General features: G+C 69.0%; 25 protein-coding genes and 1 tRNA gene. 11 read left to right on the top strand and 15 right to left on the bottom strand.

Features of this window, described 5'->3' with window-relative positions; all coding sequences use genetic code 11:
• The first annotated feature begins 197 nt into the window (after positions 1-197).
• From EV192_RS41965 to EV192_RS41945, 5 genes are all read left to right on the top strand, one after another.
• Positions 198-1,406, top strand: a complete 1,209-nt coding sequence (locus EV192_RS41965; RefSeq protein ID WP_132124315.1) for an RNA-guided endonuclease InsQ/TnpB family protein — start codon at positions 198-200, stop codon at positions 1,404-1,406.
• 42 nt (positions 1,407-1,448) lie between these two features.
• A complete protein-coding gene (locus EV192_RS41960; protein WP_132124314.1) occupies positions 1,449-1,685 on the top strand; it encodes a helix-turn-helix transcriptional regulator in 237 nt (78 codons plus the stop codon).
• A 77-nt stretch (positions 1,686-1,762) separates the two neighbouring features.
• Complete coding sequence (locus EV192_RS41955) at positions 1,763-2,056, top strand: hypothetical protein (RefSeq protein ID WP_132124313.1); 294 nt, start codon at positions 1,763-1,765, stop codon at positions 2,054-2,056.
• The gene (locus EV192_RS41950; RefSeq protein WP_132124312.1) at positions 2,056-3,648 is read left to right on the top strand and encodes an alpha/beta hydrolase; all 1,593 of its coding nucleotides are present in this window, start codon (positions 2,056-2,058) and stop codon (positions 3,646-3,648) included. Before EV192_RS41955 ends, EV192_RS41950 begins: the two co-directional genes overlap by 1 nt.
• 9 nt (positions 3,649-3,657) lie before the next feature.
• Complete coding sequence (locus EV192_RS41945) at positions 3,658-4,038, top strand: SRPBCC family protein (RefSeq protein WP_132124311.1); 381 nt, start codon at positions 3,658-3,660, stop codon at positions 4,036-4,038.
• Here the strand turns inward: EV192_RS41945 and EV192_RS41940 are convergent.
• Positions 4,035-4,523, bottom strand: coding sequence for a CHAP domain-containing protein (locus EV192_RS41940; RefSeq protein ID WP_132124310.1), 489 nt, complete (start codon positions 4,521-4,523; stop codon positions 4,035-4,037). The two genes, EV192_RS41945 and EV192_RS41940, sit on opposite strands and share 4 nt — an antisense overlap.
• A gap of 7 nt (positions 4,524-4,530) precedes the next feature.
• Positions 4,531-5,340: a siderophore-interacting protein gene (locus EV192_RS41935; protein WP_132124309.1), complete on the bottom strand. Its 810-nt coding sequence runs from the start codon at positions 5,338-5,340 to the stop codon at positions 4,531-4,533.
• A gap of 235 nt (positions 5,341-5,575) precedes the next feature.
• Between EV192_RS41935 and EV192_RS41930 the strand changes: the two genes are divergently transcribed.
• Positions 5,576-6,529, top strand: a complete 954-nt coding sequence (locus EV192_RS41930; RefSeq protein ID WP_132124308.1) for a sigma-70 family RNA polymerase sigma factor — start codon at positions 5,576-5,578, stop codon at positions 6,527-6,529.
• A gap of 66 nt (positions 6,530-6,595) precedes the next feature.
• On the opposite strand, the gene EV192_RS41925 is transcribed toward EV192_RS41930, so the two are convergent.
• The 3 genes from EV192_RS41925 to EV192_RS41915 all read right to left on the bottom strand — a co-directional run bounded on the left by EV192_RS41925 (position 6,596) and on the right by EV192_RS41915 (position 9,045).
• Complete coding sequence (locus tag EV192_RS41925) at positions 6,596-7,645, bottom strand: J domain-containing protein (RefSeq protein ID WP_132124307.1); 1,050 nt, start codon at positions 7,643-7,645, stop codon at positions 6,596-6,598.
• A 180-nt stretch (positions 7,646-7,825) separates the two neighbouring features.
• Positions 7,826-7,902: transfer RNA gene (locus EV192_RS41920), tRNA-OTHER, on the bottom strand.
• A 57-nt stretch (positions 7,903-7,959) separates the two neighbouring features.
• Positions 7,960-9,045: an MBL fold metallo-hydrolase gene (locus EV192_RS41915; RefSeq protein ID WP_207926675.1), complete on the bottom strand. Its 1,086-nt coding sequence runs from the start codon at positions 9,043-9,045 to the stop codon at positions 7,960-7,962.
• Positions 9,046-9,102: 57 nt separating this feature from the next.
• Between EV192_RS41915 and EV192_RS41910 the strand changes: the two genes are divergently transcribed.
• Positions 9,103-10,548, top strand: coding sequence for an amidohydrolase (locus tag EV192_RS41910; RefSeq protein WP_132124306.1), 1,446 nt, complete (start codon positions 9,103-9,105; stop codon positions 10,546-10,548).
• Here EV192_RS41910 and EV192_RS41905 read toward each other — a convergent pair.
• The 10 genes from EV192_RS41905 to cysD form a co-directional block, all read right to left on the bottom strand.
• Positions 10,545-10,925, bottom strand: coding sequence for a VOC family protein (locus EV192_RS41905; protein ID WP_132124305.1), 381 nt, complete (start codon positions 10,923-10,925; stop codon positions 10,545-10,547). The two genes, EV192_RS41910 and EV192_RS41905, sit on opposite strands and share 4 nt — an antisense overlap.
• Before the next feature lie 47 nt (positions 10,926-10,972).
• Positions 10,973-11,281: a hypothetical protein gene (locus EV192_RS41900; protein ID WP_132124304.1), complete on the bottom strand. Its 309-nt coding sequence runs from the start codon at positions 11,279-11,281 to the stop codon at positions 10,973-10,975.
• 9 nt (positions 11,282-11,290) lie between these two features.
• Complete coding sequence (gene ispG, locus EV192_RS41895; protein ID WP_132124303.1) at positions 11,291-12,388, bottom strand: flavodoxin-dependent (E)-4-hydroxy-3-methylbut-2-enyl-diphosphate synthase; 1,098 nt, start codon at positions 12,386-12,388, stop codon at positions 11,291-11,293.
• Positions 12,385-14,112, bottom strand: a complete 1,728-nt coding sequence (locus EV192_RS41890) for a 1-deoxy-D-xylulose-5-phosphate synthase (RefSeq protein ID WP_132124302.1) — start codon at positions 14,110-14,112, stop codon at positions 12,385-12,387. The genes ispG and EV192_RS41890 overlap by 4 nt, the downstream gene beginning before the upstream one ends.
• Complete coding sequence (gene ispH / locus EV192_RS41885) at positions 14,109-15,026, bottom strand: 4-hydroxy-3-methylbut-2-enyl diphosphate reductase (RefSeq protein ID WP_132124301.1); 918 nt, start codon at positions 15,024-15,026, stop codon at positions 14,109-14,111. The genes EV192_RS41890 and ispH overlap by 4 nt, the downstream gene beginning before the upstream one ends.
• Before the next feature lie 13 nt (positions 15,027-15,039).
• Complete coding sequence (locus EV192_RS41880) at positions 15,040-16,074, bottom strand: family 2 encapsulin nanocompartment cargo protein polyprenyl transferase (protein WP_132124300.1); 1,035 nt, start codon at positions 16,072-16,074, stop codon at positions 15,040-15,042.
• Between the two features lie 3 nt (positions 16,075-16,077).
• Positions 16,078-17,463: a family 2B encapsulin nanocompartment shell protein gene (locus tag EV192_RS41875; protein WP_243727407.1), complete on the bottom strand. Its 1,386-nt coding sequence runs from the start codon at positions 17,461-17,463 to the stop codon at positions 16,078-16,080.
• Positions 17,464-17,766: 303 nt separating this feature from the next.
• A complete protein-coding gene (locus EV192_RS41870) occupies positions 17,767-19,200 on the bottom strand; it encodes a family 2B encapsulin nanocompartment shell protein (RefSeq protein WP_207926634.1) in 1,434 nt (477 codons plus the stop codon).
• Between the two features lie 374 nt (positions 19,201-19,574).
• Entirely contained in the window at positions 19,575-21,386 is a 1,812-nt protein-coding gene (gene cysC, locus EV192_RS41865) for an adenylyl-sulfate kinase (protein ID WP_132124298.1), read from the bottom strand.
• On the bottom strand, positions 21,386-22,270 hold the full coding sequence (gene cysD, locus EV192_RS41860; protein WP_132124297.1) for a sulfate adenylyltransferase subunit CysD: 885 nt from the start codon (positions 22,268-22,270) through the stop codon (positions 21,386-21,388). The genes cysC and cysD overlap by 1 nt, the downstream gene beginning before the upstream one ends.
• Positions 22,271-22,295: 25 nt before the next feature.
• On the opposite strand from cysD, the gene EV192_RS41855 reads away from it, so the two are divergent.
• From EV192_RS41855 to EV192_RS41840, 4 genes are read left to right on the top strand one after another with little or no spacing between them, the layout of a single operon-like run.
• Positions 22,296-22,823, top strand: a complete 528-nt coding sequence (locus tag EV192_RS41855; RefSeq protein WP_243727406.1) for a nuclear transport factor 2 family protein — start codon at positions 22,296-22,298, stop codon at positions 22,821-22,823.
• A 20-nt stretch (positions 22,824-22,843) separates the two neighbouring features.
• Positions 22,844-24,007, top strand: a complete 1,164-nt coding sequence (locus tag EV192_RS41850; RefSeq protein WP_132124296.1) for a hypothetical protein — start codon at positions 22,844-22,846, stop codon at positions 24,005-24,007.
• Positions 24,007-24,783 (top strand): SDR family oxidoreductase, encoded by a 777-nt coding sequence (locus EV192_RS41845; RefSeq protein ID WP_132124295.1) that lies wholly within the window; start codon positions 24,007-24,009, stop codon positions 24,781-24,783. Before EV192_RS41850 ends, EV192_RS41845 begins: the two co-directional genes overlap by 1 nt.
• A gap of 11 nt (positions 24,784-24,794) precedes the next feature.
• Positions 24,795-25,919 carry a sulfotransferase family protein gene (locus EV192_RS41840; protein WP_132124294.1) on the top strand — a complete coding sequence of 375 codons (1,125 nt, stop codon included), beginning with the start codon at positions 24,795-24,797 and terminating at the stop codon, positions 25,917-25,919.
• Positions 25,920-26,066 lie beyond the last annotated feature (147 nt).

The raw sequence follows: 26,066 nt of genomic DNA, 5'->3' as shown, positions 1-26,066 counted from the left end.
CACATCGGCGCAAGCCCGGTCGTTCAGGGTGGGGATGGCCGATCCTGATTTGTCCGGCCCGCTCCGTGGGCGGTCATGCCGGGCGGTGCTGATTCTCGGCGTGTTGGTGGATGATCGACGGTGGAGCGCCGTGCTCGGTGAGATGGGCTCCGAAGTCCCGCGCAGCAGCCATAGGCCGATACGACATAATGATCTTCGTGCGGGTCAGGTATCGCTATCGGGTCGAGCCCACCGAGGCTCAACGGGTGATGCTGGCGCGCACGTTCGGGTGTGCCCGGGTGGTGTTCAACGACGCCCTCCGATGCCGGACCGACGCCTACCACGCTGGGGAGAAGATCAGCCCGACCGAGGTGCAGCGCCGGGTGATCACCGAGGCGAAGGCGACACCCGAGCGAGCATGGTTGTCCGAGGTCGCCAGTGTGGCGCTGGTCCAGTCTGTGCGGGACGCGCACCGCGCCTACCAGAACTTCTTCGACTCGATCACGGGCAAGCGGCGTGGCGGGCCGGTCGGACGGCCGAGGTTCAAGTCCCGCAAGGACAACCGGCAGTCATTCCGGCTGACTCGCAACGGATTCAGCCTCTGCCCGAACGAGACGCTGTATCTGGCCAAGATCGGGGATGTGAAGGTACGGTGGTCGCGCGAACTGCCGTGCGAGCCCAGCTCGGTCACGATCATCCGCGAGCCGGACGGACACTACTACGCCTCGTTCGTGGTCGATGTCGCCCCGACGCCGTTCTCGCCGGTCGGCCAGGAGGCGGGTGTGGATCTGGGCATCTCGCGCCTGGCGACGATCGTGGCGACCACCGGTCGGCGAGTGGATGTTGCCAACCCGAAACACCTTGCTCGCGGACAGCGCAGGCTGGCCCGGCTGCAGCGGGAACACGCACGCCGCACTCAGGGCGGCGAAAACCGGGCCAAGACCCGCCGCAAACTCGCCGTCCAGCACGGCAAGGTGGCTCGTGCCCGGCGGGACCACCACCACAAACAGGCCCTCACTCTGGTCCGCGACAACCAAGTGGTCCACATCGAGGACCTGAACATTGCGGGAATGGTTCGCAACCGCCGCCTGGCGCGGGCCATCCACGATGCCGGGTGGGCGCAGTTCGTCCGACTGGTGGAGGAGAAAGCCGAACGCTACGGCCGCACGGTGCACAAGGTCGATCGCTGGCTGCCCAGCTCGAAAACCTGTTCGGTTTGCGGGCATGTCATGGATGCCATGCCGTTGCGGGTGCGTGTGTGGACCTGCCCCGGGTGCGGTGTCGGGCACGATCGCGACCACAACGCCGCCAAGAACATCCTCGCCGCCGGGCAGGCGGAGAGGCGAAACGCCGGTGGAGCCCGTGTCAGTCCGTCCGCGAGGGTGGCGATGGGTGATGAAACAGGAACCACCCCAGACACGGCATAGCCGCGTGGGAGTCCCCGGCCTGCAGACCGGGGAGGATGTCAAATGAGTGAGGTCATCTACAACCGCATCGCAATGTTGCGGGCCGAGCGCGGCATCTCCCGCCGCCAGCTGGCCGACGCCCTGGGCGTGCACTACCAGACCGTCGGCTACCTGGAACGTGGCGAGTACAGCCCGAGCCTCTTCCTCGCCCTGAAGATCGCGGAGTACTTCGAGGTGGCCGTGGAGGTGATCTTCTCCACGGCCCCGTTCCCCCGGATCGGCACCGAACGCACAGCGTGACGTCCAGTTCGGGGGGAACCGGCCTCGCTCGTGGTGCATCTGAGGACGTGACGTGCGCCACGAGCGAGGAGACTCTGATGGGTTTCAAGGTCACGCCCGATCAGTTGCGCCAGGCCGGTACCGACATCGTCGGCACCGCGGACGCGCTGAACGCCGACATCGACGCCCATTCCGGCGCTCAGGACGCCGACGCGAGCGCCAACGCCAACCTGGCCACAGCGAAAGCGCTCGCGCAGTGCGAGACCGGCTGGGAACAGGCGCTGACCGTCGTCGGCACGAAGATGGCGGTCGCGGGGGACAAGCTCGTGGTCAACGCCCAGCAGTACGCGGCGAACGAACAGGCCACCACCGCGTCGCTGGCGAGTCGCTGATGCTGACCGTTCCCGAACTACGAGACGCCGAGCCGGGCGTCTTCACCCGTGCCGCCGCGAAATGGCAGACGTTGGCGCAGCAGGTCGCCAGTCGCGGCGACGACCTGGCCAAGCACGTTTCCGTGTTGGACCAGTGGGCGGGGCCGGCCGGTGAGGCCGCCAAACAGGACCTGGGGGACCAGCGCAAACGGTTGGCGGACGCGGCACAGCGGCTCGGCCAGTTCCCGCCTGTGCTGTCCCGGGTCGGCGGTTCGCTGACGAACATCCAGAACCAGTTGCGGACCGCGATGGGGACCGCGCGGGACAACTCGTTGGTGATCGAGCCGGACGGCGCGGTGTTCACCGCCGACAAGGCACCGCCGTCCGCGACGCCGAGGCCGATGCCCGGTCCGTCACCGCAGCTCGACATGCCTGACCCGAAACAGCTCGCGGCCTCGTTGACCACCACGATCCAGTCCTTGTTACGGCAGGCGACCGCCGCTGACGAGGAGGCCGCGGCCGCGTTGCGCGGTCTCACCGCCGAGGCGTCCGGCCTGGCTCCGGCGGCGGACGACAGCACGTTGCTCGCCGGTGCCACGGCGGTCCCGACCAACGCGTCGCCCGCCGACGTGAAGAAATGGTGGGATTCCCTGACCCCGCAACAACAGGAGTCGCTGCTGTTCATGCACGGCGACACCATCGGCTCGTTGGACGGGATCCCGGCGCAGGTCCGGGACCGGGCGAACCGGGCACTGCTCGCCGAGGAGAAGGCCAACCTGGTCGAGCAGCGCGACCGGCACCCGAGTGACGCGCTGAACGGCAAGATCCACGGCCTGGAAGCCATCGAGCACCGGCTGACGGTGACCCCCAGCGCCGAGCACCCCCAGCCGTTCCTGCTCAAGGTCAGCACGGACGGCACCGGCCGGGCGATCGTGGCGATGGGCAATCCGGACACGGCCGCGAACGTCGCCACCTATGTGCCGGGCACGGGCGCCGCGTTGGCCAAGATCAACGGCGACCTGGACCGGTCCGACCGGATGGCGATGTCCGCGCTGAAGGCCGGATCCCCGTCCACCTCGGTGATCACATGGCTCGGTTACGAGGCACCGCACAACATCGTGCCCGACGCCGCCGAGGACAAGTGGGCCGACAACGGGAAAGGCGCTCTGAACCGGTTCCAGGACGGCCTGCGCGCGACGCATTCGGGCTCGCCGTCACACAACACCGTCATCGGGCACAGCTACGGCACCACGCTCGTCGGCCACGCGGCCAGGGACGGCTCCCTCAACGCCAACGAAGTCGTGTTCGTCGCCAGCCCCGGCGTCGGCGTCACGCACGCCAAGGACCTGCACCTCACCGGTGTCACGGACGTCTCGCAGCACGTCCACTCGACGGTCGCCCGGCACGACCCGATCCAGCTGGCCGCCGGCATCCACGGCCCGTCCCCGACCGGCCTGTCCTTCGGCGGCACCACCTTCAAGTCCGATCCGGGCGCCGCCGGCCCGTGGTACGAACTCGGCTGGAACGCGGCGGTGCACAGCCAGTACTGGGATCCTGGCAACGCGGCCCTGGTCAACATGGGCAACGTCATCGCCGGCAAACCCACCTTCTGAGAGGCCCCCGTGATCACCCTGACCGAGGCCACCGGCCATGTGGACGAGCTGGTGGCCGCCGCACTGGCCCAACTGCCCCCCGCGCGCGCCGACAAGATCGCCGGTGATCCCGCGCCCTGCGACGACCCCACCGACGGCGGGCCGCCCGGCCGGGTCACCGCGGTCGCCGAGTACCAGGTCCAAGGCTTGGACGAACAGGACTATCCGCAGTATCTGGACACGCTGTACGAGTGGTGGACCGGCCACGGCTTCCAGGTCCTCGCCGACGCCCGCCCCGGCGGCCAGTACATCTGGGTCGAGCACAAGGCCGACGGCTACCGGATGGCCGTGCAGGCCAACGACCTCGGCGCCCTTTACCTCACCGCCACCTCCCCATGCGTCTGGCCCTAGAAGTGCACAAAGGACAGTGAGCGCGCGGGTTCGGTGTGCTGGCCGTAGCGATAGGGACGGTAGTTGTTCCAGTCGTCCTCGAAGTTGTAGTCCTCGACCGTGACTGTGTTCTGGGTCGAGGACAGCACGATGGCGACGTGGCCGTACCCGCCGGCTCCCGCCACACCCGGCGGGAACACCGCGACGGCACCTTTGGTGGGGGTGCTGTCCACTCGCAGTCCGATCCGGCGGGCGTTCGCCGCCCAGTTGCGTGCGTCGCCGAAGTGGCCGCCCCGGTAGTGGTTGGTGAAGTCGGTGACACCCAGGTCGACGTGGACCCGCCAGGCCACGAACGAGGTGCATTCGCGGGTCAGGAAGCCCCACGCGTCGCCCCGGTCCACCGCGGCCGCCCGGTACGGGTAGTCGTCCGTGCCGAACGTTGCCGCTGCGGTACCGCCCGTGACCAGCCCGAGCAGCACTACCGACACCACTGCCAGCCATCGCATGGTCGGATTATGCGAACTGGGCCGCGTACTCCGCTCGTTCGGCCGCCACGAACGAGGGATGATCGTTGCGCCTGTGCAGCCAGTAACCGCAGAAGTAGATCTGCTTCTTCGGCACGCCCCGGCTGACCAGATGCCGGCGCACGGCCTTGACCAGGCCGGACTCGCCGGCCACCCACACGTACAGCCCTTCGGGTGACAGCGGCAGCGACGCCAGGCACGCCAGCATCCGCTCGCCGGTGCCCGACGGGTCATGGCCGCGGTGCACCCAGGTGACCGGGGCCGCCAGGTCGAGCTCGTCCTCGGGGCCGCCGACCTCGGCGAGCACCCGGACCGGCGAGGGAACCACTTCGGCGATCGCACCGGCCGCGGGCAGGGCCGTCTCGTCGGCCACCAGCAGCCGGGACGTGGTGCCCGCCGGCTCGTCGTAGCCGTGGCCGTCGGTCAGCAGGCCGACGACGTCACCCGGCCGGGCGGTGCCGGCCCAGCGGGAGGCGGGGCCGCTGTCGCCGTGCAGGACGAAGTCGAGATAAACCTCGCGACTTTCTGGAAGGAACCGACGTATCGTGTAGTTACGAACGACAGGGCGGATGTCCTCGGGCATCCGCTGACACTCCGGCCACCAGTCGTCACTCACCGGAACCACCGGTGCCGTCTGGTGGGCGAGCGGGAAGAACGTGCGGACTAGTTGGTCGGGCCCGGTGGGCTCGAAGCCGGCCGACTTGTCCAAGTGCAGGGTGATTCTGCTCATGTTCGGCGTGAGTCGCTGGACCGCGCGGACCTCGGCGAGTACAACCCTGCTGCGGGGCGGCACGAGCATTCCTCCTGTTCAGAGCGACGAACTAAGGTAAGGCTTACCTTAGCGTAACTCGAACGTGTGATGCCGCGTACACCCGCGTCACGGGCCCGTGTGTCCATCGTCGCATGAGTGGAATACGAACCGGCCAGGTAACGTTGAACGCTGCGTAACCGGAAATCCGGTGCCCATCGTTCGAGCCCCACTGCCTCGCTCCTGGCGTGGGGAGAGACCTGCGCGCCCTTGAAAGGGGGAGACCATGTCCGTCGAGACGACCAAAGCCGTGCAGCGCCCTAGGGAAGACGCCGATCTGGTTGGATACTACCTGGCCGAGGTCGGAGCGACACCACTGCTCACCGCTTCGGAAGAGGTCGAAATCTCCAAGCAGATCGAAGCCGGGTTGTACGCGGCCGAACTGCTGCGCCGCGCCGACGAGGGCGAAGAGATCCCGCACGACCCCCGCGAGCTGAAGATCCTCGCGCGCGAGGGCGCCCGCGCCAAGGACCACATGATCCGCGCGAACCTGCGGCTGGTCGTGTCCCAGGCGCGCAAGCGTTCGCAGGCCGGCCTGCCGATGCTCGACATCATCCAGGAAGGCAACCTCGGGCTGATCCGCGCGGTGGAGAAGTTCGACTACGCCAAGGGCTTCAAGTTCTCCACGTACGCCATGGCGTGGATCAAGCAGGCCATCGGCCGTGGCCTGGCCGAGCAGACCCGTACCGTCCGCCTGCCGGTGCACGTGGTCGAGGAGCTGGCCAAGTTCCGGCGAGTGGAGCGCAAGCTGGAGACCAAGCTCAACCGCGACCCGACCCCGGCGGAGATCGCCGAAGAGGTCGGCACCACCGCCGAGCGCATCGTCGAACTGCGCCGGGCCGGCCGCGACGCGGTCAGCCTGGACACCCCGGTCGGCGAGGACGGCGACTCCAAGATCGCCGACCTGGTCCCCGACATGGAAGCCGAGAACGCCGCCGAAACCCTGGAACGCGAGGAGCTCTACGGCGAACTGCGCCGGCAGATCGACATGCTGCCGCAGCGCGAAGCCCTGATCATCTCCCTGCGGTTCGGCCTGCACGACGGCCACGAGTACACCCTGCAGCAGGTGGCCGACCGGATCGGCCTGACCCGCGAGCGGATCCGCCAGCTGGAGAAGCACGCGTTGGCCGAACTGCGACACCCCGGCCGGACCCAGAACCTGCTGGCCCTGGCCGGCTGACCCGGAAACAACGAAGACACAGCGAGATCGGCGGCAGCGCGGCCGCCGATCTTTTGGTGTCCGGGGTCAGCTCACCACCCGGTCGAGCACCGCAGCCAGGGCGTGCTTGTCGACCTTGTTCGGGTCCTTGGCGAGCCAGCCGCCGATGTCCCGGACGAAGTCCGCCGGGGTCAGCGGGGGGATCCGTGCGCCGGTCGGGTCGGTGGTGATCTCGCCCGGCCGGGTCGGGTAGAGCAGGAGGGCGCCGCGGACTTCCAGGTCCGGCCACAGGTCCTCGAACTTCGCCAGGTGGTCCGCCAGACGGATCGAGCCGCCGCGGAACGGGTGGTCGTTGCGCCAGATCTCGCCGTCCTCGTCGATGTCGTAGTGGCCGGGCAGCCACATCTTCGACTCGACGAGCACCAGCCGGCGGCCGCACAGCACGGCGTGGTCCACGTCCGCGAACACCGAACCCGGTTCGGCCAGGCCGTGGAAGATCCGGGCCGCCGGCAGCCTGGTCAGATACTGCGAAAGCAGCTTCGCGGTCAGTCGCTGAGCGCGGTGCTCGCTGCCGGCGCCCGGGTCGCCGAACACCTTGTGGCCGGCGAAGACGCCGGACCTCGGGCCGGCCAGGTGGGCGCGGACGAGGGCCGCGCCGGTGCCCGCCAGCACCAAGGCCCAGACGACGAACAGCGGTGCCGGCGGCGAGACCAGGATCAACGCCAGCAGCAGCACCGCCCACAAGGTGGCGGCGCCGAGGATGACCTCGCGTTCGTGTCCGCCCGACGACAGCACCACGGTGGCGTCCAGCTGATACCACCACGGGATGCTGTCCAGCGGGATGTCTGGTAGTGCCGGTAGGTAGTCGGGGTCGTCCCGGATGATGCGTGGCTGCGCCCGCCGAACCGCGACGGGAGCCGGTGGTTCGTCTTCTTCGTCGTCGCCGTGGTCGTAGTCGGCGCGGCGCTCGGGGTCGGTGAGGGTCTCGTACGCCTCGCGGAGCAGCCGGAACGTGCCCGCGGTGCCACCGGCGTCGGGGTGCATGACCTTGGCGAGCGCCCGGTAGGCCGTCCTGATCTCGCTGGTCGACGCCGTCGGCGGCACGCCGAGCAGCTCGTAGTAGTCGACCCGGTGCACCCCGATACGATATTCGGTGGTGTCGTGCACGTCGGCGAGTGGGCGGCCGTCCGAGGCCGGTGGCCGCCGTTGTATACGCGGCGCTCGCCGTAACGCCGTGCCGCGAGTCCACAGTGGATATTCAGGGGGATGGTCCAGGGAACTGTGGGCCGGTCCGTGTCACGGGCCGGCCCGTTCTCGACTCGCCAGCCGGAATCGAACCGACGTCCTCTCCTGACTCGTGAGCCGGAGTGCTCTCCCACTTGAGCTATGGCGAGAGCCATATTTTCACTCGACACCGAGTCGATTAGCTACGCCCTTTCGAGTGCATCCCTTTACAACGCCTGCCACCATCCGTTGACAATCGGTGGGTCGTCAACGTCGACCCGTTCACCCGGTTTGGGTACGGCCAAGCGCACATCCTGGGCTTTTGCCTCGCGCCACAACCGATCCACCGGTTCCGACCAGCTGTGCAGCGCCAGGGTGAACGTCGCCCAATGCACGGGAATCAGCACGTGCGCATGCACGTCCTGGTGGGTGGCAACACCTTCCTCCGGCGTCATGTGGATGTCCGGCCACATCGGGTCGTACGCGCCGATCTGCACCAGGGCGGCGTCAAATGGCCCATGTTGTTCGCCAATGGCGGCAAATCCGTCAAAATATCCGGTGTCACCGGAGTAGAACACCCGCCGGGTCGGCCCGGTCAGCACCCACGACGCCCAAAGCGTTCCGTTGCGCGAGAACCCCCGGCCGGAAAAGTGTTGTGCCGCAGTGGCGGTGAACCGCAGCGGACCGACTTCCGCGCTCTGGCCCCAGTCCAGCTCGACGACCCGGTCGGCCGGCACGCCCCAGCGCTCCAGGTGTGCGCCGATCCCCAGCGGGACAAGGAAAGGTGCCGTGGTCGTGCGCAGCAGCGTGCGGACCGACGGCAGGTCCAGGTGGTCGTAGTGGTCGTGGGAGATGACGATCGCGTCGACCGGCGCCAGATCCTCGAGCGGCACGGGCACGGGGTGCAGCCGCTTCGGGCCGACGAGCGCCGACGGCGACACCCGCTCGCTCCACACTGGATCGATCAGCACCCGGGCGCCGTCCATCTCGACGAGCACGGACGCGTGCCCGTACCACGTGATGTGCAGGCCGTCCGGGCTGTCGCCGGAAGTCGGCGTCACCACCGGGATCGGCCCACGCGGCCGGGACGGCTCACGGTTGGTGATCATCCGGCGGAACAACTCGGGCACGTCGCCGGCCCGGACCACTTGGCTCGGGGCCGCGTTGCGGAACTGCCCGTCCCGGAACTGCGGGGACTGCCGGACGCGCCTGCGCCGCTCGCCTCTCGGCGCCGCGCCCATCGCCGCCGGAACACCCCACGCCGCCCGCGCGACCAGGCCCGCCAAGGCCAGGCCGACCGCGGCGCCCACCATCCTTTTTGCTCCTGCCACAGACCAAGCCTACGCGCGTCCGCGTGTAGCGTGACCGTGGTGAGCTCGTTACTCCTGTGTGACGTTCGGCTGGGCCTGCGAGGCCCGGCGGTGGACGTGGCGGTGACCGACGGCCGGGTCACGGCGATCGGCCCCAGCTTGGCCCGGGACCGGGACGTGGTGGGGTGCGGTGGCGGCACGCTGCTGCCCGGTCTGGTGGACGCACACGTGCACGCGACCCAGTGGGCGGTCTCCCGGCGGCGAATTCCGTTGGCGCAGGCCAATTCCGCAGCCGACGCGGTCGCCGCCGTGGTCGAGGCGCTCGCGGAACGGCCGGCTGCGGACGGCGAACTCGTGATGGGGCACGGGTTTCGAGACGGCGCTTGGCCCGACGCCCCACACAAGGACATGTTGGAGCGGGCGTTGCCGGGCAAACCGGTCGCTTTGTTCAGCAACGACCTGCACACGTTGTGGCTCAGCGCGGCGGCGTTGCGGATGATCGGACGCTCGCACCCGACCGGGGTGTTGCTGGAGAACGACTGTATGGCGGCCACTGCCGCGCTGCCGGCCGCGTCCCAGGAGATGACGGACGCGTGGGTACTGGCCGCCATGGACGCGGCGGCCGCGCGAGGCGTGACCGGGATCGTCGACTACGAGTACGCGGACACCGTCACGGACTGGTTGCGGCGCTTGGATTTGCGGGATCCGTCGGTGCGCGTGTCGGCGGTGGTCGCACGGCCGTTGCTCGACACCGCGATCGAACGCGGGCACCGGACCGGCGACGTGGTCGCCGAGATGCTGGTTGTCGGACCGTACAAGCTGTTCGTGGACGGTTCGCTCAACACCCGGACCGCGTACTGCCACGACCGGTATCCCGGGCAGGACGCCCATGGGCTGCTGGAGTTGCCGTTCGATGAGCTGGTTCCGTTGATGGCCAAGGCTTCCGGCAACGGGATCAGCCCGGCGGTGCACGCCATCGGCGACCACGCGAACACGATCGCGCTGGACGCTTTCGCCGAAGTCGGCTGTGCCGGCCGGATCGAGCACGCCCAGCTCGTGCGCCCCGAGGACCTGCCGCGCTTCGCCGAACTGGGGGTGGTGGCCGGCGTGCAGCCCGCGCATCAGCCGGACGACCGGGACGTCGCCGACCAGCACTGGTCCGGCCGCACAGCGGACGCGTTCCCGTACGCCGCACTGCTCGCGGCGGGCGCGACCCTGGAGATCGGGTCGGACGCGCCGGTCTCACCGCTCGACCCGTGGGACGGCATCGCCTCGGCAGTCACCCGGACGGATGACACTCGCCCGCCATGGCACCCGGAACAGGCGATCCCGTTGACGGTCGCCCTGGCGGCGGCCAGCAAGGGACGTTCCGAGGTGCGAGTCGGTGACGTGGCGGACCTGATGGTCGTCGCCGTCGACCCGAGCGCGGTGGCGCCCCACGAACTACGCGAGATACCCGTGACAGCGACGATCCTGGCCGGCCGGGTGACGCATCTGACAAGCTAGGAGGTCGCCGCGCGTTCGGCGTTGCTGCGCTCGACACAGAACTCGTTGCCCTCTGGGTCCCGCAGGACCGCCCAGCCTGTGCCGTCCGGCTTGCGGTGGTCGTCGTGCAGGGTCGCGCCGAGCGCCAGGAGGCGTTCGACTTCCTGGTCCCGGGTGCCGTCCGGCTGCAGGCAGACGTGCACCCGGTTCTTGATCGTCTTGGACTCCGGCACGCGCTGGAAGAACAGGCGCATGCCGTGGTCGAGGTCGACCACGGTCTCTTCGTCGCCGGGCCGCACGTCGTCGTGCACCGGCCGGCCGGTGACCTCGCTCCAGAACTGGGCGAGCCGGTACGGGTCGGCGGCGTCGAACGAGACGTTGTGAATCATGGAGGCCATGGCCGAATCCAAGGCAGCCCGGCCACGGTCGTCAAACCGATATTTACTTACCAACCCGGGAGGTCGTCCACGGGTTTGGCGTTGGCCTCGTGCCGGGCGATCGCGCCGTCCACGGCGGACGTCAGGTCGACGCCGGTCTGGTCGGCCAGGTTGACCGTGGTGAACACCACGTCGGCCAGCCGCTGCTCCCAGCTCTCGGTCGGCCGGAACGGGCGCCGGCCGCCGCTGGTCGCGGCGAGCACCTCGTCGGCCAGCCGGCCGACCTCGGCGAGCATGGTCAGGGTCAGCGTGGGGACGTTCGCGTGCAGGCCGAGTTTGTCCGCGGCCTGGGCGACCTTCGTTTGAACTTCGCGCACGGGCCTACCCTATGACGGGTCCGTCCAGTCCCGGTTCATCGCCTCCTCGATCAACGTGGCGACGATCTGGCTCTCCGGCACGGTCCGGACCACCTCGCCGCGAACGAAGATCTGGCCCTTCCCGTTGCCGGACGACACGCCCAGGTCGGCCTCGCGGGCCTCGCCGGGGCCGTTGACCACGCAGCCCATCACCGCCACCCGCAGCGGCACCGGGAAGCCGTCGAACGCGGCCGTGACCTCCTCGGCCAGCTTGTAGACGTCCACCTGGGCCCGGCCGCACGACGGGCACGACACGATCTCCAGCTGCCGGGGCCGCAGCCCGAGCGACTCCAGGATCTGGGCGCCGACCTTGACCTCTTCCACCGGCGGCGCGGACAGCGACACCCGGATCGTGTCGCCGATGCCGCCGGCCAGCAGCACGCCGAACGCCACCGCGGACTTGACCGTGCCCTGGAACCGCGGCCCGGCCTCGGTCACGCCCAGGTGCAGCGGGTAGTCGCAGCGGTCCGCCAGCTGCCGGTAGGCCGCGATCATCACGACCGGGTCGTGGTGCTTCACCGAGATCTTGATGTCCCGGAAGCCGTGCTCCTCGAACAGCGAGCACTCCCACAGTGCCGACTCGACCAGCGCTTCCGGCGTGGCGCGACCGTATTTGACAAGCAAGCGCTTGTCCAAGGAGCCAGCGTTGACCCCGATCCGGATCGGCACGCCCGCGTTCCGCGCGGCGTCCGCGATCTCCTTGACCTTGTCGTCGAACTGGCGGATGTTGCCGGGGTTGACGCGGACCGCCGCGCAGCCCGCGTCGATCGCGGCGAACACGTACCTCGGCTGGAAGTGGATGTCGGCGATGACCGGGATCTTCGAGCTGCGGGCGATCCGGGGGAGCGCGTCGGCGTCGTCCTGCGATGGCACGGCCACCCGCACGATCTGGCAGCCGGCCGCGGTCAGCTCGGCGATCTGCCGCAGTGTCGCGTCCACATCGGACGTCAGCGTGGTGGTCATGGACTGCACGCTGATCGGGGCGTCACCGCCGACCGGCACCGTGCCGACCATCACCTGTCGGCATTTGCGGCGCAGCCGCGGCGGGCCCAGCTGAACCAGGGTCACGACAGTGCCTCCAGGCGTTTGAGAACGGTGGTGGTGATACCGGCCGCGTCCAGGCCGTGCGCGCGCAGGATCTCCGCGCGGGAGGCGTGCGGTACGAACGTCGGTGGCAGTGCGAACGTCGCCGCGCAGGTCTCGGATCCGATCGCCGCGAGCGCTTGCGCGATTCGTCCGCCGAGCGCGCCGGGTGTGGTCGTGTCCTCGACGGCGACGACGAGCCGGTGCGCGCACGCGAGCTTGATCAGCGCCGGATCCACCGGGGCCACCCACCTCGGGTCCACCACCGTGACCGGCACGTCCAGGTCGTCGGCCGCGGTCAGGCACGCCTCAGCCAACGGGCCCACGGCGACCAGCAGCACGTCCGCGTCGGGGTCCTCGCGCAGGACGTCACAGTGGCCGGTCCGGCGCAGCGCCGGGATGTCCGGGCCCGCGCTCGCCTTGGGATACCGAACGACTGTCGGCCCGTCGCTGACCTCGACCGCCTCCCGGAGCAGCTCCCGCAGCCGGATCGGGTCCCGTGGGCACGCTAACCGCAGGCCGGGAACCACGGGCAGGATCGACGCGTCCCACATGCCGTGGTGGCTCGGCCCGTCCGGCCCGGTGATCCCGGCCCGGTCGAGCACGAACGTCACCGGCAGCCGGTGCAGCGCCACGTCCATCAGCAGCTGGTCGACGGCCCGGTTCAGGAACGTCGCGTAGATCGCCACCACCGGGTGCATGCCACCGATGGCCAGGCCGGCCGCGCTCGTCACCGCGTGCTGCTCGGCGATGCCGACGTCGAAGACCCGGCCGGGGAACTCGGCCGCGAACCGGGCCAGCCCGGCCGGCTCGGCCATCGCGGCGGTCACACACACCACGTCCGGCCGGTCCGCGCCGATGGCGGCGATCTCGTCGGCGAACACCGCGGTCCACGTCGGCTGTCTCGACCCATCCCGTGGGCTGACGGCGTGCAGCCGGTCGGCCTCGTCCCGTTCGGCGGCCGGGTAGCCCTTTCCCTTGTGGGTCAAGCAATGCAGTAAGACCGGGCAGCCTCGTCGGGCGGCCTGCCGCAGCGCGTGTTCGAGGGCGGGGATGTCGTGCCCGTCCACCGGGCCCAGGTAGGCGATGCCGATGTCCTCGAACAGGTTGCGGGTCCCGGAGAACCGCAGCTCGGCCAGGTGGCTGGCGATGCCGCCCACGGTCGGCGCGTACGACCGTCCGTTGTCGTTCAGCACGATGATCACCGGCCGGTCCGGCGCGGCGGCGATGTTGTTCAACGCCTCCCAGCACATCCCACCGGTCAACGCGCCGTCGCCGACGACCGCCACCACCCGGCGGTCCTCCCGCCGCAGGGCAAACGCCTTCGCCAGTCCGTCCGCATAGGACAGAGCGGTGGACGCGTGCGAGTTCTCGATGACGTCGTGCTCCGACTCGGACCGCGACGGATACCCGGACAACCCACCGGCCTGCCGTAACGTGTCGAACTCCGTGGCCCGCCCGGTGAGGATCTTGTGGACGTACGCCTGGTGCCCGGTGTCGAACAAGAGGACGTCCCGCGGCGAGGAGAACACCCGGTGCAGCGCGATGGTCAACTCGACCGTGCCCAGATTGGGCCCGAGATGCCCGCCGGTCCTGGACACCTTGTCGACCAGGAAGTCCCGGATCCGCCCGGCCAGTGCGGTGAGCTCGGGGAAGGACAGCCGGGCGAGGTCGGCGGGGCCGGCGACGAAGGGAACACCGCCGGTCATGGCCGCCTCGCGGCTGGGGGAAGGGTGAAGTGGATGGTTTCGCGGGCGGTGATCCGCTCCTCCACCGTGGCCGGGGCGAGTGCCGCGACCACCTCGTCGACCAGGCCGGGTGGGGCTGAGGCGCCCGCGGTCACGCCCACCACGTCCACGTCCGCCAGCCACTCGGGCCGGATCCCGCCGACGTCGTCGATCAGGTACGAGGGGGTGCCGTGCCGGTGGGCGAGTTCGACCAGGCGGACCGAGTTCGACGAGTTGGCCGAGCCGACCACCAGGACCAGGTCGGCCTCGTCGGCGATGGCGCGCAGGGCGTCCTGCCGGTTCGTCGTGGCGTAACAGATGTCATCGGTGGCCGGGCCGCGCAGGGCGGGGAACCGGTCCTGCAGGCCGGCGACCACTTCGGCGGCCTCGTCGACCGCGAGGGTGGTCTGCAGGAGGTACGACACGTTGTCCGGGTCGGGGACCGGGAGGTCTTCGATGTCGGCCGTGGTCTCGACCAGCACGGTCTGGTCCGGGGCCTCGCCCATGGTGCCCTCGACCTCTTCGTGGCCGGCGTGGCCGACCAGGATCACGGTGTCGCCGCGGGCGGCGAACCGGCGGGCCTCGGCGTGCACCTTGGTCACCAAGGGACACGTCGCGTCGATCACGTCCAAGCCCCGGCGATCGGCCTCGGCGCGGACCGCCGGGGACACGCCGTGCGCGGAGAAGACCACGGTGGCCCCGTCCGGGATCTCGGCCAGTTCGTCGACGAACACCACGCCGCGGTCTTCGAGGGCGGCGACCACGTGCTTGTTGTGCACGATCTGCTTGCGGACGTAGATGGGTGGCTGCCGGGTCAGGATGGCCTGCTCGACGATCTCGATGGCGCGTTCCACCCCGGCGCAGAACGACCGGGGCGACGCGAGCAACACCTTCATGACACAAGCCCTTTCAGTGGTCGCGGCGGGTCGCCAGCCGGGCCAGCGCGGACAGTTCCGCCGCGGCCCGCGCGTCCGGGTGCGCCGCCCGCAGCCGCCGCAGTGCCCGGTCCAGCCGGTCGTCGGCCTGCTGCTGGCTCCACGTCCGCCCGCCCGCCTGGTCGACCAACTCGGCGGCGCGCACCGCCTCGGCCGGCGACAACGGCTGATCGCCCTGGTACAGCTCGAAAAGCTCCTTCCCGGCCGCGGTCGCCGAGGTGAGGGCGAGCACCACGGGCAGCGACTTCTTCCGGTTGCGCAGGTCCGAGTGCACCGGTTTGCCGGTGACCGCCGGGTCGCCCCAGATCCCCAGCAGGTCGTCGGCCAACTGGAACGCCAGCCCCATCTCGTGGCCGTACGCACGCAGGTGATCCACCTGCACGGGCCGGCCGCCGCCGAACAACGCGCCCAGCGCGCTCGCGCACCCGATCAACGCCGCCGTCTTGCCGTGCGCCATGCCGAGGCAGTCCGTGAGGTCGACGTTCACCCGGTCCTCGAAGTCCACGTCCAGGCTCTGACCGTCCACAAGCGCCTGCACGGCCGAGCTGAGAATCCGCATGCCCTCCTTGGCTTCCGGATGCGCGGACGTGGCGAGCACCTCGAACGACAGCGTCAACAACGCGTCCCCGGCCAGGATCGCCGGGTTGCGGCCGAAGACGCTCCACGCGGTCGGCCGGTGCCGCCGGGTGGCGTCCCCGTCGATCACGTCGTCGTGCAGCAGCGAGAACTCGTGCACCAGCTCGACGGCGACGGCCGCGGGCAGAGCGGCCGTCGCGTCGCCGCCGACCGCCTCGGCCGCCAGCAGCGCCAGGGTGGGCCGCAACGACTTGCCCCGGTCGGCGTCGGTCGGTTCGCCCTGCTCGTCCCACCAGCCGAAGTGGTAGCCGGCGATCAGCCGCATCGTCCCGGACAGCGAGTCCGCCGCCGCGCGCATCGCCGGTTCGAGCAGGTCACGGCTCCACGCCAGCACCTCCTGCGGCCGGCGGCCGGTCACCTCACGGATCACCATCGCTCAGCGTCCGAGCTCGACGCTCTCCAGGACCCCGAGCGCGTCCGGGACCAGGATCGCCACCGAGTAGTACACACTGACCACATAGGACGCGACGGCCTTGTCGTTGATGCCGACGAACCGGACGTTCAGGCTGGGCTCGCGCTCGTCCGGCAGTCCGGCGTGGTGCAGGCCGATCACGCCCTGGTTCTTCTCGCCGGTGCGCATCGCGATGATGGAGGTCCGGCCGGAGTCGCTGACCGGGATCTTGTCGCACGGCAGGATCGGGATGTTGCGCCACGCCTGCGCCCGTTTGCCCTGGACCGTGGTCGTGTCCGGGTAGAGGCCCTGGCGGGTGCATTCCCGGCCGAACGCGGCGATCGCCCGCGGATGCGCCAGGATGAACTGGGTCTTGCGCCGCCGGCTGATCAGCTCGTCCAGGTCGTACGGGGTGGGCGGGCCGCTGCGGGTGTGGATCCGCTGCTTGAGGTCGGCGTTGGCGAGCAGGCCGTACACCGGGTTGTTGACCATGTCGTGTTCCTGGCGTTCCCGTACCGCCTCGACGGTGAGCCGGAGCTGCTGCTCGGTCTGGTCCATCGGCTCGTTGTACAGGTCCGAGACCCGGGTGTGGATCCGCAGGACCGTCTGCGCGACGTTCAGCTCGTACTCCCGCGGCCGCAGTTCGTAGTCGACGAACGTGTGCGCCAGCGGGATCTCCCCGTCGTGTCCGGAACTGAGTTCGATCTCCGCCTCGCCCTTGGTGTTGCTCGGCGGTTTCGGCCTGGCCAGCACCGCGTCGACGTGGGCGCGCAACCCCTCCGCCTGGTCGGCCACGCGGTCGAACTCCTGACGCGGCAACGTCATCACGATGACCCGGGTGTTCGCCCGGACCGAGAAGGACCAGTCACGGGCGTCGCCGAACAACGCGGCCTCGCCGAAGAACGCGCCGCCGTCCGAGACCTCCAGCACCGTCTCGTCGCCGAACTCACCGACGCCGAGCCGGCTCACCTTCCCGAACGCCACCAGGAACACCGCGTCCGCCGGCTGTCCCCTGTGGACGATGGTGTCGCCGGGCTGGTACTCCCGCTGGACGAACCGGTCGGCCAGCGCGGCCAGCACGTCGTCGTCGGCGAAGTCCCGCAGCAGCGGCAGTTCCCGCAGCTCCGGCGGGACGACCCGGATGGTCGTGCCCACGTTGGTGAAGCTCACCCGGCCGTCGCCGACGGCGTACGTCAGCCGCCTGTTGACCCGGTAGACGGCGCCCTCCGCCTGCACCCACGGCAACACCTGCAGCAGCCAGCGCGGTGTGATCCCCTGCATCTGCGGCACGGACTTGGTCGTGGTCGCGAGATTTCGCGCGGCCGCGGTACCGAGGCTCTGCTGCGGCTGCCTGTTCTCGACCTGTGTCACGTTGTGAACCGCCCATCTGTGCTTGATCTTGCGCGGGTTGTTTTCGACGCTGGCCGATGCACCTTCGTTGGGCCCCACCCCGGCATGGCGGGCGCGGTGGGAGGCCCGGCATCGGCCAGCGCCCACTCGACCGACCTGACCGGTGGGGGCACCACGGGGATGGCCCGGCCCGGTGGGAGCAGCACGGGAGACCGGCCGGGCGACGCCGTGGCATCGGCGAGGTCGAACTGGCCGAGCAGGTCGTCCCTCGTGAGTACTTTTGTGCGTGCGAACAAACAAAAGTACCCACGAGGGTTTCAGGGGTCAGCTGTCGGCGCGGCCCAGTTCGACGTTCTCCAGGACGCCCAACGCGTCGGGCACCAGGATGGCGGCCGAGTAGTAGGCGCTCACCAGGTACGAGATGACCGCCTTCTCGTTGATCCCCATGAACCGCACGGACAGGCCGGGCTGGTACTCGTCCGGCAGGCCGGTCTGGTGCAGGCCGATCACGCCCTGGTTCTGCTCGCCGACCCGCATCAGCATGATCTGCGTGGTGCGCTTGTCGGTCACCGGGATCTTGTTGCACGGCAGGATCGGGATGCCGCGCCACGACACGATCTGGTTGCCGTTGAGGTCCACACTGGCCGGATAGATGCCGCGTTTGCTGCACTCCTGGCCGAACGCGGCGATCGCCCGCGGGTGCGCGAGGATGTAGCCGGGGTCCTTCCACACCGTGGCGATGAGCTCGTCCATGTCGTCCGGGGTGGGCGGGCCGGTCCTGGTCGGGATGCGCTGCTTGAGGTCGGCGTTGGCGAGCAGGCCGAACTGGCGGTTGTTGACCAGCTCGTGCTCCTGGCGTTCGCGCAGGGCCTCGATGGTCAGCCGCAACTGCTGCTCGGTCTGGTTCATCGGCTGGTTGTAGAGGTCGGCGACCCTGGTGTGCACCCGCAGCACGGTCTGGGCGACGCTCAACTCGTATTCCCGCGGTGCCAGCTCATAGTCGACGAACGTGCCGGGCAGATCCGGTTCGCCGTCGTGACCGGACGCCAGCTCGATCTCGGCTTCGCCGTGCGCGTTCTGCGGTTTTGTCGGATTCGCCAGGTACGCCTGCACATGGGCGCGCAATTCGTCGGACTGGTCCACCAATTCCTGGAACGAACGCCTCGGCAACGCGAGAATGGTGGTCGGGGTGACCGCTTTCGCGGTGAACTCCCAGATGCTTTGTTCCTGCACAAGGGATTGGTCACCGATGAAGTCGCCGTCGACAAGGGTGCCGAGCACGGTCTGGTCGCCGTACTCGCCGGTGCCGATCTTGTTCACCTTGCCGTGCGCGATCACGACCACCTGGTCGGCCTCGTGGCCGAACTCGGCGATCACGGCGCCCGGCTCGTACTCGCGTTGCTCGAACCGGCCGGCGAGCGCGCTCAGCACGGTCAGCTCCTCGTCCGCAAAGCCGCGCAGCACAGGCAGTTCCACCAGATCCGGGGCCACCACCTGGCACTGCGCGCCGATGTTCGACACCGAGATCCGGCCGTCCCCGACGAGGTAGCTCAGCCGCCGGTTCACCCGGTACACGCCGCCCTGCGCCTGCACCCACGGCAGGATCCGCAGCAGCCACCTTGACGTGATGCTCTGCATCTGCGGGACGGATTTGGTGGTCGTCGCCAAATTCCGCGCCGCCGCGGTCGCCAGGCTCTGTTGTTGAGGGTTCTCGGCGCCAACATTCGACTCCACCGTGTCGGTCACGACAACCGCCATTCCTTATTCGTATGTGATTGGGTCAGGGTGGTTAAAAAGGCATGGGAGTACTCGAACAAGGTCTTCAGGAACGTCTTCCGAGTCTCGTCATCTGGACGGTGATCTTTTTCTGGACACTGCCTCACGGAGGCTAGCACCGGGTTTCGTGAGGACGCAGTCACCCAAAAGCGTGCCCAGCCTCAGAAAACCAGTCATGGGATGACCCGTGATTTCGCGCCGGTGGGGGCGAATGCTGAACCGAAAGTAGATGCCGTGGTTAGCCGTTCACTCGGGTGCACCAAGGCGTTACGACATAAGTGTGTACAGCGTGGGGCGGTCGCGGCCCGTTACTACTCCATTCAGGTCAGCTTTGTTTGGTGCGGTTCGGGTCGCGATCAGTCGGCCAACAAGGCCAAAACGGTGTTCGCCATCGCGGCCGGGTCGCCGTCGGTCGGCCGCAGTACCAGCTCTGGAGTATGGGGCTGTTCGTACGGATCGTCCACCCCGGTGAACCCCGAGATTTCACCGGCCCGTGCCTTGGCGTACATCCCTTTCGGATCGCGCGCCTCGCACACCTCGATCGGAGTGTCCACGAACACCTCGACGAACGGCAGTCCCGCCTGGTCGTGCTTGGCCCGCACCCCGTCCCGGTCGGCCCGGTACGGGCTGATCAACGACACCACGGCCACCACACCGGCGTCCGCGAACAGCCGGGCGACCTCGCCGACCCGGCGCACGTTCTCGGCCCGGTCGGCCGCGCTGAAGCCAAGATCCGCGTTCAGGCCGTGCCGCAGGTTGTCCCCGTCGAGCAGGTACGCCGGCCGTCCGGCCGCGACCAGCCGGCGCTCGATCTCCACGGCCACCGTCGACTTGCCGGACGCGGACAGGCCGGTCAGCCAGATCGTCATGCCGCGGGTGCCGCGTTCCTCGCGGCGGACCGCGGTGGAATGCCAGACGACAGGCAGGCTCGGCCCGGTGATCATGCCGGCCGCGACGGTGTTGTTGGTCTGCTCGTCGACGAGCACGAAGCTGCCGGAGTTGCGGTTGCGCTGGTACGCGTCGAACAGCAGCGGCTGCTGGGTGCGTAGCTTGACGCGGCCGATCTCGTTGAGCCGCAAGGACTGTGCGTCCTCGACCCGGTGCAGGGTGTTGACGTCGAGGCGGTAGTCCAGTTTCCGCACGTGCGCCTTGGTGGACCGGGTCGTGTGCAGGATCGTGTACCGGCTGTCCGGGGTCAGCTCGGACCGTTCGGTGAGCCAGCAGACCATCGCGTCGACGTCCTGGCCGGCGTGCGGCCGGTTGCCGGGCCGGCAGATCAGGTCGCCACGGCCGACGTCCAGCTCGTCGGTGAGCTGGATGGTCACCGCCTGCGGCGGGAACGCCTCGTCCACCCGGTCGCCGCCGGGTCCCCAGATGGCCCGGATCGACGACGTGAACCCGGACGGCAGCACCAGAACCTCGTCACCGGGCTTGAACACGCCGCCCGCGACCGTCCCCGCGTAACTGCGGTGATCGCCGCCGCGGATCACGTACTGCACGGGAAACCGTGCGTCGATCAGGTTGCGGTCCGAGCTGATGTGCACCTCTTCGAGGTGGTGCAACAGGGAAGTGCCCTCGTACCAAGGCATCGCTGCGCCGCGGTGGACGATGTTGTCGCCGTGCAGCGCGGACATCGGCACGAACGCCAGGTCCGGCACGGTCAGCTTCATCGCGAACCGCCGGAACTCCTCGCGGATCTCGTCGAACCGTTCCCGCGACCAGTCGACCAGGTCCATCTTGTTGACGCACAGGACGATGTGCGGGATGCCGAGCAGGCTGGCGATGAACGCGTGCCGCCGGGACTGCTCCAGCAGGCCCTTGCGCGCGTCCACGAGAATGAGGGCGAGGTCGGCGGTGGACGCGCCGGTGACCATGTTGCGGGTGTACTGGACGTGTCCCGGCGTGTCCGCGATCACGAACTTCCGGCGTGGGGTGGCGAAGTATCGGTACGCCACGTCGATCGTGATGCCCTGCTCGCGTTCCGCCCGCAGGCCGTCGGTGAGCAGCGCCAGGTTCGGGTACTGCTCGCCCGAGTCCAGGCTGGCGCGTTCGATCGCGGCCAGCTGGTCGGCGAAGATCGTCTTGGTGTCGAACAGCAACCGGCCGATCAGCGTGGACTTGCCGTCGTCGACACTGCCCGCGGTGGCCAGGCGAAGCAGGTGCGGCATCAGAAGTACCCTTCCTTCTTGCGGTCCTCCATACCGGTCTCGGAGATCCGGTCGTCCGCGCGGGTGGCGCCGCGTTCGGTGACCCTGGTCGCGGCGACCTCGGCCACCACCTGCTCCGGCGTGGCCGCGGTGGACTCGACGCACCCGGTGCAGGTCGCGTCGCCGACCGTACGGAAGCGTACGGTGGCTTCGAAGGGCTCGTCGTCGGGTGTCACGAACCTGGTGTGCGCCAACAACATCCCGTCCCGATGGAACACCGTGCGGCGGTGCGCGTAGTAGATCGAGGGCAGCTCGACGTCCTCGTCCGCGATGTACTGCCAGATGTCCAGTTCGGTCCAGTTCGACAGCGGGAACACCCGGATGTGCTCGCCTTTGCGGTGCCGGCCGTTGTACAGGTTCCACAGTTCCGGGCGTTGGTTGCGCGGGTCCCACTGGCCGAACTCGTCGCGGAAGCTGAACACGCGCTCCTTGGCGCGGGCCTTCTCCTCGTCCCGCCGGGCGCCGCCGAAGACAGCGTCGAAGCCGCCCTCGGTGATCGCGCGTAACAATGTCGTTGTCTGCAAACGGTTTCGGCTCGGCTCGTCGGCGACGCGGCCGGCGTCGATGTCGTCCTGGACGCGCGCGACCACCAAGCGGACGTGGTAGCGGCGGACCATCCGGTCACGGAACTCGATGACCTCGTCGAAGTTGTGGCCCGTGTCCACGTGCAGCACCGGGAACGGCACCGGCGCCGGCCAGAACGCCCTGGCGGCCAGGTGAAGCATGACCATCGAGTCCTTGCCGCCGGAGAACAGCAGCGCTGGCCGGTCGAACGTGGCCGCGACCTCGCGCAGCACATGGACGGACTCGGCTTCCAGGGCACGCAGGTGCGACAGCTCGTACATGGTGGCCACCTGATGAAATTAGAACATGTTCTTGCCTGTGGTCAACCGGCGCGGGAAGCTGAGGTCCATGGACGTGATCGAAGCCCGCCTCACCGACTTTCTCGCCGTCGAGGACATCCGCCGGACCAAGTACCGCTACCTGCGCGCGGTCGACCAGAAGAACTGGGAGGAACTGGAACGCGTACTCACTCCGGACGTGGTCGCGGACTATGGCACGCCGGCGATGGGCCGGCCGCTGGTGCTGACCGGCCGGGACGCGATCCTGAAGTTCATGCGGGACAACCTGAGCGGCCAGGACATCGTTACGTTTCACTTCGCCGGCCAGCCGGAGATCGAGGTGGACGGCGCGCGGGCGACCGGGACGTGGGCGTTCGAGGACACGGTGATCGTCCAGTCGGCCCGGCTGGTGATCAAGGGCGCCGCGTACTACGAGGAGGAGTACGCGTGCGACCCCTCGGCCGGCTGGCGGATCTCGCGCGTCAAATACGTACGCACGTACGAGATGACCCACTCGCTCGACGACCTGCCGAGCCTGCGATTGACCACAGGTTAGAACACGTTCTAGTGTGTGGTGTGCTCACCGAGTCATTCGCCGCCGCGATCGCCGAGGCCGAGGGGATCGTCGCCGGCGCGCCGCACGTACGGACCGAAGCGGACAGATGCGAAGGCTACGACTACCTCGCCGGCAGCATCCGCGCGTCGCTGCAGATGGCGTGGGCGTACCAACGGGACTTCCCGTACTTCACCCAGTCGACCGGCCCGTACACCAAGATGGGCCTGGACAACCCGGACACGCTGTACTTCCACTCCTATCTCCGCGAGGACGCGGAGTACGTGGTGTCCGGGCGGCGGGGGAGCACCGCCGACCTGAGCTTCCAGGTGCTCAACGGGGACTACTCGCCGGTGGCGGTGCCGGACAGCCTGACCGCGTTCGACGACCGGGCGTTCGACATCGCCGACGACGGCACGTTCGAGATCCGGTTCGGACCCGGCCAGGCCAGGCGGAACTACTTCACCCTCGGCCCCGGCTCGGCCATGCTGATCGTGCGCGAGGTGTACAGCGATTGGACGCGGGAACAGCGCGGCACGATCCGGATCCGCCGCGCGGACACCACAGGCACGGCACCGCCGCCGTTGACCCAGGACACGTTGGCCAAGCGGTACGGCGTCGCCGGCAAGATCCTGGTCAACCGGATCCGGACGTTCCTGGCGTTCCCCGAGTGGTTCTACCTGAAGCTGCCGGTGAACACGATGACCGAGCCACGCTCCACCCCAGGCGGCCTCACCACCCAGTTCTCGTCGGTCGGCCACTACGACCTGGCCGACGACCAGGCGATGATCATCTCGGTGCCGGTGTCCGAGGCGCCGTACCAGGGATTCCAGCTGGGCAGCATGTGGTACGTGTCGCTGGACTACATCAACCACCAGACCAGTCTCACCGCCGCGCAGGCCCGCCCCGACCCGGACGGCCGGATCCGGTACGTGGTCAGCGAACGGGACCCCGGCGTGGCGAACTGGGTCGAACGCACCGGACACGCCCGCGGCTACCTGCAGATCCGGTGGCAGCGGCTGACCCGTGACCTGAAACCGTCGGACGGGCCGCAACTGGAGGTGGTCCCGGTGGACCTGCTGGACCGCAGGCTGCCGTTCTACGACCGCGCCCGGATCACGCGCGAGGAGTACGCCGAGCGGATCGCGGCAAGGCAGGCCGCGGTCGCGACCAGGATGGTGGGCTGATGGTGCTGCGGGACAAGGTTGTCGTGGTTTCCGGGGTCGGGCCGGGGTTGGGGCGGGCCATCGCGGTGCAGTGCGCCAAGGCAGGTGCGGACGTGGTGGTGGCGGCTCGGACCGAGTCGCGGCTGGTCGAGGTCGCCAAGGAGGTCACCGACCTGGGCCGGCGCGCGGTGACCGTGCCGACCGACCTCACGGACGCCGCGGCTGTTGACCGGTTGGCGGAGGCCGCCGTTGCGGCGTTCGGCCGGGTGGACACGTTGGTGCACAACGCTTTCGCCACACCTCCGTTGGCGGACCTGACCGAGGTGGATCCGGAGGGGATCCGCGCCGGGTTCGAGACGAACGTGCTGGCCGCGTTGCGCCTCACCACGTTGCTCAAACCGGCGCTGGTCGCCGCGCGTGGGTCGGTGGTGATGGTGAACTCCATGGTGTTGCGGCACACCCAGCGCACTTTCGGGCCGTACCGGATGGCGAAGGCGGCCCTGCTCGCCATGGCGCAGAGCCTGGCCACCGAGCTGGGGCCGGAGGGGGTGCGGGTGAATTCCATCGCGCCCGGGTACATCTGGGCGGACAACGTCAAGTTCTACTTCGCGTACCTCGCACAGCAGCGCGGGGTGACGCCGGAGCAGGTCTACGACGAGACCGCGGCCAAGATCGACCTGCGCAAGCTGCCCGAACCGGACGAGGTCGCCGACACCGTCGTGTTCCTCGCGTCGGACCTGGCGCGGGCGGTCACCGGGCAGTGTCTTGACGTCAACGGCGGCGAGTACCACCACTGAGGGAGTCTGTTGTGGACGGTGTCGGCACGGTCGAGTCGCTGCGCGCGTCGGCCACGAAGATCACGGGCCTGACCGACTTCGGCGCGGACGACTACGTTGCGGGACTTGAGGTTCTCCTCGACTCCTATCGGCGTGAGGCCGGGTTGACCCCGTTCGGGGTGCGGGTCAAACGAGCCGGGTTGCGCGGAGCTTTGGTGGCGCGTGCGCTCAGTGAGGAGGCGTGGCGGCGGTTGCCGGAGCACACGGACGTGCCGATCGAACGGCCGATCTTCGTCACCGGACTGCCCCGGACCGGGACGACCGCGTTGCACCGGCTGCTCGCGGAAGACCCGACGCACCAAGGGCTTGACCTGTGGCTCACGGACTTCCCGCAGCCGAGGCCGCCCCGGGAGACCTGGGCGGACAATCCGGTTTTCCAACGGATTCAGGCGGGATACGAACAACACCACGTCGAACACCCCGAATTCATGGGCCTGCACTACATCGCGGCCGACCAGGCGGAGGAATGCTGGCGGCTGCTGCGGCAGTCGATGATGTCCATTTCCTTCGAGTGCCTCGCGTACATTCCCACGTACTCGGAGTGGCTCGCCGGTCAGGACTGGACGACGGCGTACCGGCGACACCGCCGCAACCTCCAGCTCATCGGCCTGCCGGACCGCGGAAAACGCTGGGTGCTGAAGAACCCGAGCCACCTTTTCGGCCTGGACGCGTTGATGGCCGCGTATCCGGACGCGCTGGTCATCCAGACCCACCGGGCGCCGCGCACGATCATCGCGTCCATGTGCAGCCTCGCCGAACAGGCCTCGGCCGGCTGGTCGGACGTGTTCCACGGCGACGTGATCGGCCGCACCCAGCTCGATCTCTGGGCCCGTGGCCTGGCGGCGTTCACCGCCGACCGGCGCCACCACGACCCGGCCCAGTTCTACGACGTGGACTACGCGGACTTCGTCGCCGACCCACTCGCCGTGGTTGCCGACATCTACCGGCATTTCGGGCTGACGCTCACCGACGAGACCCGCGCGGCGATGGCGGAGATCCACTCCACCGGCGACCGGCGCCGCGCCCACCGGTACGACCTCGCCGACTTCGGCCTCACCGCCGAACAGGCCGACACGAGGTTCGCCACCTTGTCGTAGTAGGCCAGTTGGCTTGATAGTCACCGTGGGTGACATTTTACCCAGGTGGACCGGTCCTTTGATTACCTTGAGTGACGTACTCCTTGAGGATGATTGTGGCGTACACCTGCGCCCCGTGATGATGCATGCGGGCAGGGTCGAGCAATT

Origin of the sequence: Actinocrispum wychmicini, from assembly GCF_004345645.1 — a bacterium.
Taxonomy (GTDB): Bacteria; Actinomycetota; Actinomycetes; order Mycobacteriales; family Pseudonocardiaceae; genus Kibdelosporangium; species Kibdelosporangium wychmicini.
This window is presented reverse-complemented; position numbering and strand designations above follow the sequence as displayed.